Origin of the sequence: Polynucleobacter sp. Adler-ghost, assembly GCF_018688495.1 — a bacterium.
Classification (GTDB): Bacteria; Pseudomonadota; Gammaproteobacteria; order Burkholderiales; family Burkholderiaceae; genus Polynucleobacter.
In genome coordinates this window covers 766,732-780,726 of the sequence record NZ_CP061320.1, presented here as the reverse complement: position 1 = coordinate 780,726, position 13,995 = coordinate 766,732, and the positions used below count along the sequence as shown (strand labels likewise).

15 protein-coding genes and 1 tRNA gene are annotated in these 13,995 nt (G+C 46.6%); 5 read left to right on the top strand and 11 right to left on the bottom strand.

What is annotated here, in order from left to right; translation table 11 throughout:
- Positions 1 to 14 precede the first annotated feature (14 nt).
- The 4 genes from ICV89_RS04105 to ICV89_RS04090 are packed head-to-tail and all read right to left on the bottom strand — an operon-like array spanning position 15 to position 4,040.
- Positions 15 to 662, bottom strand: coding sequence for a phosphatidylserine decarboxylase (locus tag ICV89_RS04105; protein ID WP_215309938.1), 648 nt, complete (start codon positions 660 to 662; stop codon positions 15 to 17).
- Positions 663 to 694: 32 nt separating this feature from the next.
- Positions 695 to 1,711: a ketol-acid reductoisomerase gene (gene ilvC / locus ICV89_RS04100; protein WP_215309936.1), complete on the bottom strand. Its 1,017-nt coding sequence runs from the start codon at positions 1,709 to 1,711 to the stop codon at positions 695 to 697.
- Positions 1,712 to 1,761: 50 nt separating this feature from the next.
- The gene (ilvN, locus tag ICV89_RS04095) at positions 1,762 to 2,253 is read right to left on the bottom strand and encodes an acetolactate synthase small subunit (protein ID WP_015420909.1); all 492 of its coding nucleotides are present in this window, start codon (positions 2,251 to 2,253) and stop codon (positions 1,762 to 1,764) included.
- A complete protein-coding gene (locus ICV89_RS04090; RefSeq protein WP_215309934.1) occupies positions 2,253 to 4,040 on the bottom strand; it encodes an acetolactate synthase 3 catalytic subunit in 1,788 nt (595 codons plus the stop codon). Before ICV89_RS04090 ends, ilvN begins: the two co-directional genes overlap by 1 nt.
- Before the next feature lie 193 nt (positions 4,041 to 4,233).
- On the opposite strand from ICV89_RS04090, the gene ICV89_RS04085 reads away from it, so the two are divergent.
- Genes ICV89_RS04085 through ICV89_RS04070 form a run of 4 tightly spaced genes read left to right on the top strand, consistent with a single transcriptional unit; the run spans position 4,234 to position 6,465 of the window.
- A complete protein-coding gene (locus ICV89_RS04085) occupies positions 4,234 to 4,803 on the top strand; it encodes an RNA polymerase sigma factor (RefSeq protein ID WP_215309932.1) in 570 nt (189 codons plus the stop codon).
- Entirely contained in the window at positions 4,800 to 5,264 is a 465-nt protein-coding gene (locus tag ICV89_RS04080; RefSeq protein ID WP_215309919.1) for a DUF3619 family protein, read from the top strand. Before ICV89_RS04085 ends, ICV89_RS04080 begins: the two co-directional genes overlap by 4 nt.
- A 46-nt stretch (positions 5,265 to 5,310) precedes the next feature.
- Complete coding sequence (locus tag ICV89_RS04075) at positions 5,311 to 5,922, top strand: DUF3106 domain-containing protein (RefSeq protein WP_251370909.1); 612 nt, start codon at positions 5,311 to 5,313, stop codon at positions 5,920 to 5,922.
- Positions 5,923 to 5,925: 3 nt separating this feature from the next.
- Positions 5,926 to 6,465, top strand: a complete 540-nt coding sequence (locus ICV89_RS04070) for an RDD family protein (RefSeq protein WP_251370908.1) — start codon at positions 5,926 to 5,928, stop codon at positions 6,463 to 6,465.
- Positions 6,466 to 6,488: 23 nt separating this feature from the next.
- On the opposite strand, the gene ICV89_RS04065 is transcribed toward ICV89_RS04070, so the two are convergent.
- The 7 genes from ICV89_RS04065 to ICV89_RS04035 form a co-directional block, all read right to left on the bottom strand.
- Positions 6,489 to 8,966 carry an ABC transporter permease gene (locus ICV89_RS04065; protein ID WP_251370907.1) on the bottom strand — a complete coding sequence of 826 codons (2,478 nt, stop codon included), beginning with the start codon at positions 8,964 to 8,966 and terminating at the stop codon, positions 6,489 to 6,491.
- A 4-nt stretch (positions 8,967 to 8,970) separates the two neighbouring features.
- The gene (locus ICV89_RS04060) at positions 8,971 to 9,756 is read right to left on the bottom strand and encodes an SDR family oxidoreductase (protein WP_215309915.1); all 786 of its coding nucleotides are present in this window, start codon (positions 9,754 to 9,756) and stop codon (positions 8,971 to 8,973) included.
- A 42-nt stretch (positions 9,757 to 9,798) separates the two neighbouring features.
- The gene (locus tag ICV89_RS04055) at positions 9,799 to 10,455 is read right to left on the bottom strand and encodes a membrane integrity-associated transporter subunit PqiC (protein WP_251370906.1); all 657 of its coding nucleotides are present in this window, start codon (positions 10,453 to 10,455) and stop codon (positions 9,799 to 9,801) included.
- A complete protein-coding gene (locus ICV89_RS04050; RefSeq protein ID WP_215309914.1) occupies positions 10,452 to 11,366 on the bottom strand; it encodes an MlaD family protein in 915 nt (304 codons plus the stop codon). Before ICV89_RS04050 ends, ICV89_RS04055 begins: the two co-directional genes overlap by 4 nt.
- A complete protein-coding gene (locus ICV89_RS04045; RefSeq protein WP_215309912.1) occupies positions 11,363 to 12,130 on the bottom strand; it encodes an ABC transporter ATP-binding protein in 768 nt (255 codons plus the stop codon). The genes ICV89_RS04050 and ICV89_RS04045 overlap by 4 nt, the downstream gene beginning before the upstream one ends.
- Entirely contained in the window at positions 12,130 to 13,302 is a 1,173-nt protein-coding gene (locus ICV89_RS04040; protein ID WP_215309909.1) for an ABC transporter permease, read from the bottom strand. Before ICV89_RS04040 ends, ICV89_RS04045 begins: the two co-directional genes overlap by 1 nt.
- An 89-nt stretch (positions 13,303 to 13,391) precedes the next feature.
- Positions 13,392 to 13,468, bottom strand: a tRNA-Arg gene (locus ICV89_RS04035).
- Between the two features lie 18 nt (positions 13,469 to 13,486).
- Between ICV89_RS04035 and greB the strand changes: the two genes are divergently transcribed.
- Entirely contained in the window at positions 13,487 to 13,987 is a 501-nt protein-coding gene (greB, locus tag ICV89_RS04030) for a transcription elongation factor GreB (protein ID WP_215309907.1), read from the top strand.
- The last annotated feature ends 8 nt before the right edge of the window (positions 13,988 to 13,995 follow it).

The following is a 13,995-nucleotide window of genomic DNA, read 5'->3' as shown; positions in this document are numbered from 1 at the left end:
TTAAAACGGCTTAATTAATCTAAGCCAGGTACGCGAGCTAATGCAGTGTTCGTAGCAAAAACTTTATCGCCAACGCTGACTAAAGGCTCAGCCGTTAATGGTAAATATACATCGACACGGGAACCAAAGCGAATAAAGCCATAACGCTCACCCGCTTTTAGTCTATCGCCAACGTGGATATAACAAAGAATGCGACGAGCAATCAGACCTGCAACCTGAACTAGTGTCACGATTTGACCGTTGGCATCGATCACAACAGCGTTACGCTCGTTCTCGGTAGAGGCTTTATCTAAATCGGCATTGACAAACTTGCCAGGGAAATACTGAATCTCTTTTACCGCACCATTGACTGCGCTACGGTTGGAGTGAACGTTAAATACGTTCATAAAAACACTAATCTTCAAAGCTTCACGACCCGCATAAGGATCATTCGCTTTTTCAACTACGACGATACGGCCATCGGCAGGAGATAACACGAGATCACGACCTAAGGCAGCAATACGCTGCGGATCGCGGAAGAACTGCAGAACAAAGACGAAGATGATCCACAAAGGCCATGACCATGCAATGCCACCAAGATAGTGGACTAGCAAAGTAACAGCCCCCACTAATGCCAAATACGGCCAACCTTCTTTCGCAATAATGGGGTGCGGATACATCATCTTTGTTCTGAGCCTTTTTAAGTTACTGCTGATTAGTTCTTAGTCTGGTCAACCAATTTGTTCTTGGCAATCCAAGGCATCATGGCGCGTAACTTTGCACCAACGACCTCGATGTCATGCTCAGCATTCAAGCGACGACGTGAAATCAAAGTAGGTGCACCTGCTTTATTTTCCAGAATGAAACTCTTTGCATACTCACCAGTCTGAATATCTTTCAAGCACTGACGCATTGCGTTCTTAGTATCTTCAGTCACAACACGTGGGCCAGTGACATACTCACCGTACTCAGCATTGTTGGAGATTGAGTAGTTCATGTTGGCGATACCACCTTCGTAGATCAAGTCAACAATCAACTTGAGCTCATGCAAGCACTCGAAGTAAGCCATCTCAGGAGCATAACCAGCCTCGACTAAAGTCTCAAAGCCAGCTTTAATCAACTCTACTGCGCCACCACAAAGAACAGCCTGCTCACCAAACAAGTCAGTTTCAGTTTCTTCGCGGAAGTTCGTTTCAATAATGCCGGCACGACCGCCACCATTCGCTGTTGCATATGACAAAGCAACATCACGAGCTGAACCTGATTTATCTTGATACACAGCGATCAAATGAGGAACACCGCCGCCTTGAGAGTAAGTACCGCGCACAGTGTGACCTGGCGCTTTAGGAGCAATCATGATCACGTCTAAGTCAGCGCGTGGCTGAACTTGACCGTAGTGAACGTTAAAGCCGTGAGCGAATGCCAGTGCAGCGCCCTGCTTGATGTTGCCATGAACTTCTTTGCTATATACATCAGCAATTTGCTCATCAGGCAAAAGCATCATGACTACGTCAGCATCTTTAACTGCTTCGCCAACTTCTTTTACTGTCAAGCCAGCATTTGCAGCTTTACTCCAAGAAGCGCCACCCTTACGCAAACCAACAGTCACATTACAGCCTGAATCCTTGAGGTTCAATGCGTGTGCGTGACCCTGTGAACCGTAACCAATGATGGTTACTTTTTTGCCTTTAATGAGGGACAAATCGGCGTCTTTATCGTAAAAAACTTTCATGCTCTTTCCTTGTTTTGAAAATGTAGTTAATGCAGTAATTAGTTAAAAAATTAAACCTTCAGAATGCGTTCACCGCGCCCAATACCAGAACCACCTGAACGCACGGTTTCCAGAATCGATGCACGATCAATCGAATCAATGAAGGCATCCAATTTGGCGCCATCACCAGTTAATTCAATGGTGTAACTCTTATCAGTCACATCGATGATGCGACCACGGAAAATATCCGTTGTACGTTTCAATTCTTCACGCTCTTTACCTACTGCGCGCACTTTGATCATCATGAGCTCACGCTCGATATGAGGGCCTTCAGTCAAATCAAAAACCTTAACCACCTCAACTAAGCGATTTAAGTGTTTCGTGATTTGCTCAATGACATCCTCAGATCCAATCGTGACAATCGTCATGCGTGATAAGGATGGATCTTCGGTAGGTGCAACGCTTAAGGTTTCAATGTTGTAACCTCGCGCAGAAAATAAGCCAACCACACGGGATAATGCCCCCGGCTCATTCTCTATCAATACAGAAATAATATGTCGCATTAGAGGTCCTCACTACCCAAAAGCATTTCAGTAATACCCTTGCCCGCTTGAACCATCGGCCAAACGTTTTCCTCTGGGTCTGTCTGGAAATCCATAAATACTGTGCGATCTTTTAAACGAATTGCTTCTTTGAGAGCGCCTTCAACATCAGACTTCTTCTCAATGCGCATACCCACATGTCCAAAGGCTTCTGCCAACTTCACAAAATCAGGCAATGAATCCATATAAGAACTGGAATAGCGCTTGTTATAAGTTAACTCTTGCCATTGACGAACCATGCCGAGGTAACGATTATTCAAAGAGACGATCTTCACGGGCGTGTTGTATTGCTTGCAAGTGGATAACTCTTGAATGCACATCTGAATAGAGCCTTCACCAGTGATGGCAAATACATCTTGATCTGGGAATGCTTTCTTAATACCCATGGCATATGGCAAACCAACACCCATAGTGCCAAGACCGCCAGAGTTAATCCAACGACGTGGCTTATCGAACTTGTAGAACTGCGCAGCCCACATTTGATGCTGACCAACGTCAGAAGTAATGAATGCATCACCACCAGTGAGTTCCCACAATTTTTGAACTACGTACTGAGGTTTGACGATTTGCGATGCCTCGTCGTATTTCAGGCAATCTTTTTTACGCCACTCATTAATCTGTGCCCACCATGCCGCCAGCTTGGCATCATTCTTACGTGGGCCAGCAGCCTTCAGCTGAGCCGTCATCTCTTGTAACACTTCCTTGAGATTACCAACGATAGGTACATCTACTTTCACCCGCTTGGAAATTACGGATGGATCAATATCAATATGAATAATCTTACGCGGATGACTTGCGAAGTGAGCGGTATTACCAATCACACGATCATCAAAACGTGCGCCAACTGCAATCAACACATCACTGTGCTGCATCGCCATATTGGCTTCATACGTACCGTGCATACCAAGCATGCCCACAAACTGAGGGCTAGTGCCTGGGAAACCACCAAGACCCATTAAGGTATTGGTCACGGGATAACCCAGCAAGTCAGCAAACTCTTTTAATTCTGGAGCGGCATCAGCCAAGATCACGCCACCACCGGTATAGATAAATGGGCGCTCAGCTTCTTGCAATAAAGAAACGGCTTTACGAATTTGCCCACTATGACCCTTGACTACTGGGTTGTATGAACGCATCTCCAATGTTTCTGGGTAGACGAAGGGTCCTTTAGCTGCAGATACATCCTTAGGGATATCAATCAATACTGGACCTGGACGGCCAGTCTGCGCAATATGGAAAGCCTTCTTAATCACTAAAGGGAGATCTTTCACGTCCTTTACTAAGAAGTTGTGCTTGACCACTGGGCGAGTAATACCTACGGTATCAGCCTCTTGGAAAGCATCTTCACCAATCGCATAGGTTGGCACGTTGCCGCTGATGACCACCATCGGGATCGAATCAGTGTAAGCAGTCGCAATTCCGGTAACCGCATTGGTTACGCCTGGGCCTGAAGTTACTAAGGCAACACCAACCTTACCGGTTGCGCGCGCATAGCCATCGGCCGCATGAACTGCCGCTTGCTCATGGCGAACAAGAATGTGCTCAAACTTGTCCTGCTTAAAAATTTCATCGTAAATAAAGAGAACAGAACCGCCTGGGTAACCCCAAACGTATTCAACACCCTCTTTGTGCAAAGCTTGCACCAGCATCTCAGCACCAATCATTTCTGGCGGAGTCGCTACGGGATTTGTATTTGCTGTGTCTTGGTTAGCTTTAGTAGCTAAAAATTCGGCGCTGCTTGTATTCATTTTCTTTCGTCCTTTGCAATTTTCGGCAAAAAATTGTTTGGTCTGTTCTGTCTCTTGCTTGTGGCCTGAGTTCGAACGGCGCTGCTACCGGAAAAAACCACTTCTTGAATGAGATTCTAGGTAGTAAGCCCTATATTCTATAGCAATCCCCTAAAATAGACGAATTCCCTCTGATTCAGGTCTAATCTACTGAATGGCTTCACCCCAAGAACTTTCTGACTTTCTGAGCAGTGTTGAGCAGCGCGCTTTCAAGCAAGCGGTCTATGCTGTGCGAGATGACGATGCGGCCTTAGACATTGTTCAAGACGCCATGATTAAGTTGGCAGAAAAATATGGCGACCGCCCTGCAGCGGAATTACCTCTGGTTTTCACTAGAATCTTGCAAAACCGCATTCATGACTGGTTTAGACGTCAAAAAGTTCGCAATACCTGGGTCACTCTATTCTCGAATATGGGCAAGAAATCCGATGAAAGCGATGATTTTGACCCCCTAGAGTCCCTCTCAGCTCCGGATGATAGTGAAATTCACCAAGATGGTGCATTTAAGCTTGAACGTAGTCAGCTATTACAGGCTCTAGAGTCGGAAATATCAAAATTGCCTGCCCGTCAACGAGAAGCCTTCCTGATGCGTTATTGGGATGAGCTGAGTATTACTGAAACTGCCCTAGCGATGAGTTGTAGCGAGGGAAGCGTCAAAACCCACTGCTCAAGAGCCACTCAGGCTCTAGCTAAAGCATTGAAATTAAAAGGAATTACCCTGTGAACCGCAACGAAGACACTCTCAGCACAAGAGAAGCAGATCAATTTGGTCTGACTGCCGCCGCCCTGCTCCGCCAAGGATCCCAATCCCTGCCAGCTGGAGTCAAAGATCGTCTTTATGCAGCGCGCATCAAAGCCCTTTCTCTCAAAAAACCCGAAAAAGCACGCATTGCTCAGCATGTTTTAGCGAGTTCTAGCGGAAGCTGGTCTTCTGGCTCACGTTCATTCTGGGATAACGTGGGTTGGGTTGCCCCACTAGTCGTATTAGTATTTGGCCTCATTGGTATCGCCCAATGGCAGCAGGATTCCCGTATCAATGACATTGCCGAGCTAGATGTCGCCCTCCTAACTGATGATGTCCCTCCAGATGCGTATGCTGATAGCGGCTTTTTGGGCTTCCTCAAAAATGGTCCTTTATCGGAATCAGATCAAGATAGTCTTAGCTCAGTTAAGACTCCATCCTAAGTGACATAGCGAGCTCAGTTAGCGCATGCTAAAAAATCGACGGTCCTTGAGCGCCTCACTAAGCATCAGCATGATGCTAGTGATTGGCGCCCTAGGGTCGGTACAAAGCTCAGACATATTCGCTCAAACATCGGCAGCTGCCCATGGAAAAACTACTGGCATCCCAGAGAAAAAACCGGATGGCACTTGGGAAAACCTTAAACCAGAACAACAAAAAATCCTAGCTCCACTGGAAGATGATTGGGATTACATGCTCCCAGACAGCCGCAAAAAATGGATACAGGTTGCCAATCTATATCCCAAAATGAGTGAGACTGATCAACAGCGACTGCAAGCCCGCATGAATGGATGGTCTAAGCTCTCACAAAAAGAACGCCGGCTTGCTCGTGAAAACTACTTAAGCAGTCTCAAGTTTCCTGCTGAGAAAAAAGCAGAAGCTTGGAGTGCATATCAAAAACTGAGTGATGAGCAAAAGAAGAAGTTAGCCCAAGCAGAGGTTAATAAGAAAAAGCCGACAGCTGCAAACGCACCAACCTTGCAGCAGCATCCGATTAAAGAAAAATCGAACTTAGCGCCACCTCCAGCACCCGGTAGCACTCCAGCCTCAGAGTCTCCAGCAACAAACACGAGCACTGATAGCGGCTCAAATAATCCCTAAGTCGTGATTAGCCCCGCTGAATTAAACCTGCTCCCTGCTCCACAATTTTGGCGACGGGTCTCTTGTATTCTTTATGAGCAATTGGTTTTATTAGGCGTCATTGCCCTTACCTTCCTCCTTCCAAATTTGGGATTGGGCATTTTGTTTGGCGCATCTCTGCCAAGCTGGCTCACCTTTCTCTATCTCTATGCTGTTCTGGGCATTTACTTTGTTTGGTATTGGACTAAGTCAGGACAGACACTGGCGATGCAAACATGGCGAGTACGCATAATTGGTCCAGGCGGATACAACCTGACTCGCAAGCAAGCGATTTGGCGTTATTTTTTTGGATCCTTGTGGCTAGTGCCTTGCGTACTTTTGCAGTGGTTGTTCGAGCTGCAAAAATGGCAGATTATTGAAATGCTATTTGCAGTTGCTTTATTTCTGTGGCCACTCAGCATTTACTTGGATCGCGTTAAACCTCTGCTACGTCAGAGTCTGCCAGACCGTTTAAGTGGAACGCGTTTAGTGGAATTACCGAAGAACTTAGTAAAGCTCAATTAAGTAGACCTAAGCCTTCAGTCGAGTTAGATCTCACGCAAACATTCCATTGCAGTAGCGGTTTGAATTCTTCTCTGAAAGCGATAACCCGCCAATAGGCAAGCAGTTACCCCAAAGCCGATACCCATCGCCAATGACTGCGCAAACGCATTGAATTCAATCTCCAATACAAAACGGCCAAGTGCCCATGCTGCAATTCCAGCAGCGAGTCCAGCCAAAGTTCCAGCAAGCACTCCAATAATCAGGAGCTCGGCTAATGCAATCTTCCCTAGTAGATAGCGCGACGCACCTACTGCTTTTAACAAGGCTGCGCTCCTGAAACGTTCATCTTGGGTTGCCGCTATCGCAGCCACTAAAACTAAAATTGCCGCCCCAATAGTGAAAGCGAACAAGAGGCCTAATACAGAAGACAGTCTATCCAGCACATCCTGGATTTGTTTTAGCGATGCTCCGACATCCACGATGGTGAGATTGGGATAGGCCTGCGCAAGTTGATAATCCAAACCTTCAATTGCAGTGCTTTGATAATACGAAGTAATCCAAGACTGGGGCATTTCTGCGAGCGTTGCGGGCGGCATGATGACAAAGAAATTCACCTTCATCGAACTCCAATCCAACTTACGCAAAGAGGTAATAGGCGCAGTAACTTTCTCACCAGCAAGCTCAAAAGTCATTTGATCACCCAGTTTTAACTTCAAAGTCTTCGCAATCCCCGCCTCTAAAGAAACTTGCGGCGCGCTGCCTTCAAGCCATTTGCCGGAAGTAATCCGATTACCCTCAGGCAACTGCTCGGTATACGAGAGATTGAATTCTCGATCAACTAAGCGGCGCGCATTGTCATCAATGTAGTCATTGGGCCCAATGGTCTTTCCATTCACCTCAACTAAGCGCGCACGAACCATGGGGCTAAAACTCGGCTTTGCTACTCCCGCATCCAGTAGTGAGCGAGTGATACTAGACTTTTGATCTTCCTGAACATTAATCATGAAGCGATTGGGTGCATCGACTGGGATATTGCCCTGCCAAGTAGCCAATAAATCTTGTCGGAGCAAGAGAATGAGTAATAAGGCCATTAAGGCAATACCTAGCGCCGTGATTTGCATGACTGCAAAGCCAGAGCGACGTGCTTGAACTGTAAGTGCAAAGCGTAGCGCGAAGTGATGATTGCTCCACCTAGAGAACAGGAGCTTGAGTAAACCTAGACATAACCAAGAAACTGCAGCAAAGAGTACAAGAGCTAAGCCAAAACTAGCGGCAACCCAAGAGGCTAGCTTCCAATCTTGAGCTGCAAGCGCGATCAAGATAAGGCAAGTACTCAATCCAAAGAGTGCAACCCACAGCACCTTGATGTTCACCGAACCCAACTCTTTGCGAATCAGTCGCACCGGTGAAATCGTGACTAAACTCAATAAAGGTGGCCCAGCAAAGCCAACTAGCAGACAGGAGGAAAACAAAATACTCCAGACCAAAGGCCAGAGTGAGAGTGCGGGTAAATTAGCCAATATTAGATTACCCAATATGCCAATCAATATCTCTTGAACGCCATAAGCAATCCCAGCGCCCATCACAGCAGCCAATATACACAGAGCGCCCAATATCTTGACTTGATTCACTAGAATCGTCTTTTGGCTTGCGCCAAGGCATTTCATGACCGCGCAAACATCGGCCTGCTTTAAAACATAACGACGTGCTGACAAGGCAATCGCAACCGCAGCTACCATGGCTGTTAGTAAGGCAACCAAGGCTAAAAAGCGCTCAGCCCGCTCGAGGGTTTTACGCATGACAGGCTGCGCATTTTCCAAGGTCTCAATCCGCAATCCTCGGAGACTTTCGGATGCAATCGATTGCGTTGCCCACTGCGCATAATCAGAGATGGACGAATCATTGCCTGCCAGAAGAAGTCGATAGCTTACGCGACTACCGAGACCAATTAGACCTGTGGCTGGCAAATCATCTAGCGACATCATCACGCGTGGAGCGAAGTTCATAAAGCCAGCACCCCGATCGAGCTCGCGTTCCAAAATGCCGCTAATGAGAAATGTCTTATCACCCAATAGCATCTGGTCACCAACATTTGCCTTTAGCGAATTGAGCATTGCGGGATCCACCCAGACCGAACCCACTGCTGGAGTTGCGCTGACTGACGAAGGTGATACTTGCAAGCTACCGCGTAAGGGATAGGCAGAACTCACAGCCTTAAGGGAAGCCAACTTACTTTGCGCCCCTACTGTGGCCATACTCGGAAAGACAATGGTTTGAGCCAAGCTCAGCTGTCGCCCCTTGGCTTCCTGAATGAAGCGCTCGGGCAGTGGCTGATCAGAAACGATTAATAGATCCGCAGCAAGCAGCTGGCGTGCATCGAACTGAAAGGCTCGCTGCATGCGGTCAGCCAAGAAACTCACGCTGGATAAGGCGGCCACCGAGAGCGTCAGCGCGACCAAAAGTGCTACTAGTTCACTAGATCGAAGGTCTCGCTGAATAGCCCGCAGAAAGCTGGTTAACACTACTTTAGATAGCCTGAATCTGGCCACCATCTACACGAATCACTGAGCCAGTAATGTAGGAGGCATTTTGACTAGCCAAAAACGCCGCGGTATCTCCATACTCCTGTGGATCACCGTAACGACCCATCGGAATTTGCTTCAAGCTGGCTTGAACAACAGATTCATAGCTCACATTTTCACGTTGGGCACGTGCTTCATCTAACTGACGCAAACGATCAGTTGCTACGCGACCTGGCATGATCACATTCACGGTAATTCCATCAGCTGCTACTTCTGCAGATAGGGTTTTAGACCAAGCCAGCAATGCAGCACGCAAGGTATTGGAGATGGCGAGATTCTTAATGGGGGCAATAGCACCTGAAGTGGTGCTGGTAATAATGCGACCCCATTTACGCTGACGCATTCCTGGTAGAACTCGATCTGTGATACTGATGAGTGATAGAACCATATCGTTAAAACTCTTTTGCCACAAAGCGGGGTCTTGCCCTGCCGCTAATGTCGGGGGAGGTCCACCGGTGTTGTTTACCAAGATATCAATCGGGCCCAGTTCTTTCTCCACCTTACTCACCAAGCTATCGATCAGGGATGCATCAGAAAGATCCCAGGTCAGAGCAAAAGCTGTTCCACCGGCAGCTTCAATCATTTCAACTGATTTTTTTAATCCCTCGGGATTGCGGCCAGTCACTGCCACTTTGACACCCTCACGCGCCAAAGAAACCGCCATCGCCTGACCTAAACCTCGGCTAGATGCCATCACCAAAGCAACCTTACCTTTGAGTCCTAAATCCATGTCTTCTCCAATATTTTTATAGATGTTGTCATTCTAAATTGCCTACTGCCCTAGAGGTGGAGGCAGATTGCCAGCGTACTTATAAAGTACCACCTCATACTCTTTCAAAATCTGCGCCAGGGCTTCCTGCTGGCCCAGCACCAATGCCTGGGGGGTGTTATCTTTGAGCACGACTCTCTTGGTATAGCGATTTTTACCAATCACTGGATTGCGCTTTTGGGGATCAGTTGCAGTCAGGAAAAATTCTATCGTTACCACAGCCTCTGGTCGAACACGGTAATCACCATAAAACTCCTCTATCGATGTCTGCAAGATGTAATACGGAAAGAAGCTATTGCCCTGACCTACGGTCATAGAGAAGATCTGGGCATTATTCAACCACTGACGTGTCGCATTACCAACCATCTCATTGGGTAAAGCAGAATAGGTATTATAAAAATCCTTTTCATAGCGCTGATCACCCAAGCGATAAACCAAAGACTTGCCGTCAAAAGGTGGTGTTGTAGATGATGAACCCATCTTGAGCCATAAATCACTTCGCGGCTTATAGGGGGCGCCAGTACGCTCTGGGGCAACCATCCAACTACTGATCTCTAATGCGGGTCTTTTCGGTAATGAGCATGCACTTAATGTGGCCGCCATCAATACAAAGGCGACAAACTGAATCCAGCGAGAATTTGTAGTCATCTGAATTTTCATTTTTGGACTCCATTCATTGGAGGTGTGATACGTGCAGGTGGCTCACCCCAAATCAGAGTAGATGGCGATTGACTTGCGACTCGGGTAAATTCATTTAACTGCTCACTAGCCTGACGCAGATTCTCCAGGGTTGCAGTGGTATCACCCTGAACACTAGTGACGGTTTGACGCAAAGAAACCATAGTCGCCACCAATTCACGCATCAGAATATTGAGCTGATCTTTATCAGTGACTTTTGCAATTCGATCCAACAAGACATTAAGATCTTGAACTGTATTGATCAGACCCGCATTATTTTTGCCGTCACCAGACATCAATTGATTTAGATTACTCAGTAAGGCATCAAACTTCTTCTGAGTTCCATCGATGTCCATGCCATTGAGTGCACCAATTAACTTCTGAATTCCGGAAATAATTTCATCTGCTTGGTTGGGCATTGAAGGGACCACCGCATATTCGGGCGTCCAAGGGTAAGATAATTGGGAGTATTGAGCGGCACCGGGATAGAAATCTAGCTCAACATAATTAACGCCAGTAATACCCATTGACCGTATACGTGCACGTAAATTATCTTTAATGAATGTTTCTAGGTGACTTTTCTCAATAGCATCACCATAGATCTGCATTCTCACCACAACATACTCTTGCTTCTGAATCATCGGGACTTCTTTCTCATACAAGTCACCCGATAAAGCAATCAATGTTACCTGTCCAATCTTGACGCCTCTAAAGCGCACTGCCGCACCAGCATCCAAGCCAGTCACTGATTGCTTGACGTAAGTTTCAACTACAAATGATTTTTTAAAAAATTGCCCTGAGCCAAAGATCAAGATGATGAAGAGCAGTGCACCGATTGCCGCGAGAACAAAAATGCCAAGACGGAAGTAATTCGGGTTGGAGTTATTACTCATGCTGCGTCCTTGCTCATGATGCGATTAAAAAATTGGTGTACCCGGGGATCTTTGCTGCTGTCTCTTAATGCCTTAGGATCTCCCTCGGCAATAATGCCTGTAGCATCTTTATCCAACATGATGACTTTGTCGGCAATAGAATAAATACTAGCTAACTCGTGAGAAACAATCACAAAAGTAAATCCTAAGTTTTTTGAAAGATCTAAAATCGTACTATCGAGATCAGCCGACGTAATCGGATCAAGACCCGCTGAAGGCTCATCCAAAAATAATATTTTAGGATCCAAAGCCATCGCACGGGCAATTGCAGCCCGCTTTTGCATGCCACCGCTAATTTCGCTAGGCATATACGTTTCGTATGGAAGCAAGCCTACCAAGTCCAGTTTGCATCGGGCTAATAAATTCATCTGCTCTCTAGTCAGTTGGGTGTACTCTTCCATAAAGAGAGTCACGTTATCCAATAAACTCATGGAACCGAATAAAGCGCCCTGCTGATACATCACCCCAAAGCTCGTCATGATTTTTTGGCGCTCAGCGCCTTGGGCGGTAGTGATATTTTGACCCTCGATCAACACATCTCCAGCAAGTGGTTGATATAGGCCGAATAAATTCTTTAAGAGGCTTGATTTACCGCAACCTGATCCACCCAAAATCACAAAGATCTCACCACTCTTGACAGAGAAGTTCAGGTTCTGTAACAGCACTTTTGAGCCATAGCCTACGGTGAGGTTTTGCACATCAATCGCTTTACCTAGTGCATCCATCAGAAACCTGTCCTGTAAGAGATGTAGGCAAAGATACCGTCTACTAACACGATCATGACAATACTACTCACCACTGCTCGGGTTGCGGAGATGCCTACAGCCGCCGCACCAGTACCAGTTTGCATGCCCCGTAAACAACCCATTGCGGAGATAACCACACCGAAGAGAGTGGCCTTAACAAGACCAGAGAGCACATCCTCAACATCGACAGCAGCTAACATGCCGTTGTAGAAATTAATAAAGGGAATGCCATAAATTTGCATTGTCAGCATCGAAGAAAAAATGCTGACAATATCGGCAAACAAGGTCAATATTGGCGCTACTAATATTCCGGCCAGTACTCTTGGTACAACCAGAAATCGGATAGGGCTTAAGCCGCCAGTAACTAAAGCATCCACTTCACTGTTTACGGTCATCGTACCAATCTCGGCTGCAAATGCTGCTGATGAGCGGCCTGCAAGCAAGATCGCAGTAATCAGTGGCCCCATCTCTCTAACGATGCCTAGCGCAGCGAGTGGCCCAACAAATGAGACGGCGCCGAATTGCTGCATACCAATCGCAGCCTGAAAGGACAGAATGACGCCAATCAAAAATGCCACTAGGCCAACAATCGGTAATGCGGAAATGCCTGCCTCTACAGCAGCGTTAACAAAATCACCCCAACGAACTTGCCTAACATTACGTATTGACCAAACTAAATCTGCTGACAGGTGACCAGTAAATGTCACTAGGCCACGAGCATCATCCATTAAATTCTGCGCAGCCATACCAGTACTCACAACAAAATTTCTTTTTTGCTTTGCAGAAGTTGCTGGAAATAATTTATTAATAGGATCAAATTCACGCAAGAGCGGCTGATACTTAGGATCTAAACCTTGAATATCAAACTGTCCACCTGCTTTGTTCTGCGCCTCTTGCACGTCAATCAAAAATGCAAATGCTGATCCATCTAAAGATCTAACTTGTGATGCATCAAAAATCAATGAGTGCGTTTGTGTATTTCCTTGCCCTAACCACTGATTTTGCTTGTTCCGAACCTCGCTCCACACACCAGCTAAGGAATACACATTGACTGCACCACTCAAGCTAACTTGAGCATGAGTTGCATCCACTTGCGACCAAACTGCCACTGGAGTGAGTGAATTTAAAGAATTAGGGGCCGAAATGCTCATAGACAAACTATAAGGGATCTACATAAAGCCACGATGAAATGCCTATAAAAGAAAAAGGGCCCAGTTTTTCAACTAGGCCCTGTAAGGGTTGGTGCGGCTGGCAGGAATTGAACCCACGACCCCTTGGTTCGTAGCCAAGTACTCTATCCAGCTGAGCTACAGCCGCAACAGCCATAATTATGCCATGGAAGAGAAGAACTACATCACGCCTGCCGGTCACGAGCGCATTAAAAGTGAGCTTTTACAGCTCTTAAACCTGGATCGGCCAGAGGTTGTCAAGGTTGTCCACTGGGCCGCCTCTAATGGTGACCGCTCCGAGAATGGTGACTATATTTATGGAAAAAAGCGACTTCGGGAGATAGATCGCCGGATTCGCTTCCTTAACCAGCGCCTTGAATTTGCTGTCGTTGTCGATAACCAGGCTCGAAAATCGGGTGAAGCAGATGCCGATCAGGTCTTTTTTGGGGCTACCGTTACTTATGAGAACTTGGAAGGTGCAGATGCTGGCAAAAAGACAAGCATCACGATTGTAGGCGTCGATGAGGTTAATTTAGATTTGGGTCACGTTAGCTGGGTATCGCCGATAGCCAAAGCCTTAATCAAGTCGCGCCTAGGTGATTGCGTCAAAATTCAGACGCCAACCGGTCCAACTGAGATTGAAATCCTGGAAATACAGTACAGATAATAGGTATT

Excerpts from the sequence above, each read along its gene's own strand:
- ICV89_RS04090 (WP_215309934.1), bottom strand. The coding sequence starts at position 4,040 with ATGAATACAAGCAGCGCCGAATTTTTAGCTACTAAAGCTAACCAAGAC.
- ilvC (WP_215309936.1), bottom strand. The coding sequence starts at position 1,711 with ATGAAAGTTTTTTACGATAAAGACGCCGATTTGTCCCTCATTAAAGGC.
- ICV89_RS04045 (WP_215309912.1), bottom strand. The coding sequence starts at position 12,130 with ATGGATGCACTAGGTAAAGCGATTGATGTGCAAAACCTCACCGTAGGC.
- ICV89_RS04050 (WP_215309914.1), bottom strand. The coding sequence starts at position 11,366 with ATGAGTAATAACTCCAACCCGAATTACTTCCGTCTTGGCATTTTTGTT.
- greB (WP_215309907.1), top strand. The coding sequence starts at position 13,487 with ATGGAAGAGAAGAACTACATCACGCCTGCCGGTCACGAGCGCATTAAA.
- ICV89_RS04105 (WP_215309938.1), bottom strand. The coding sequence starts at position 662 with ATGATGTATCCGCACCCCATTATTGCGAAAGAAGGTTGGCCGTATTTG.
- ICV89_RS04060 (WP_215309915.1), bottom strand. The coding sequence starts at position 9,756 with ATGGATTTAGGACTCAAAGGTAAGGTTGCTTTGGTGATGGCATCTAGC.
- ICV89_RS04085 (WP_215309932.1), top strand. The coding sequence starts at position 4,234 with ATGGCTTCACCCCAAGAACTTTCTGACTTTCTGAGCAGTGTTGAGCAG.
- ICV89_RS04055 (WP_251370906.1), bottom strand. The coding sequence starts at position 10,455 with ATGAAAATTCAGATGACTACAAATTCTCGCTGGATTCAGTTTGTCGCC.
- ICV89_RS04040 (WP_215309909.1), bottom strand. The coding sequence starts at position 13,302 with ATGAGCATTTCGGCCCCTAATTCTTTAAATTCACTCACTCCAGTGGCA.
- ilvN (WP_015420909.1), bottom strand. The coding sequence starts at position 2,253 with ATGCGACATATTATTTCTGTATTGATAGAGAATGAGCCGGGGGCATTA.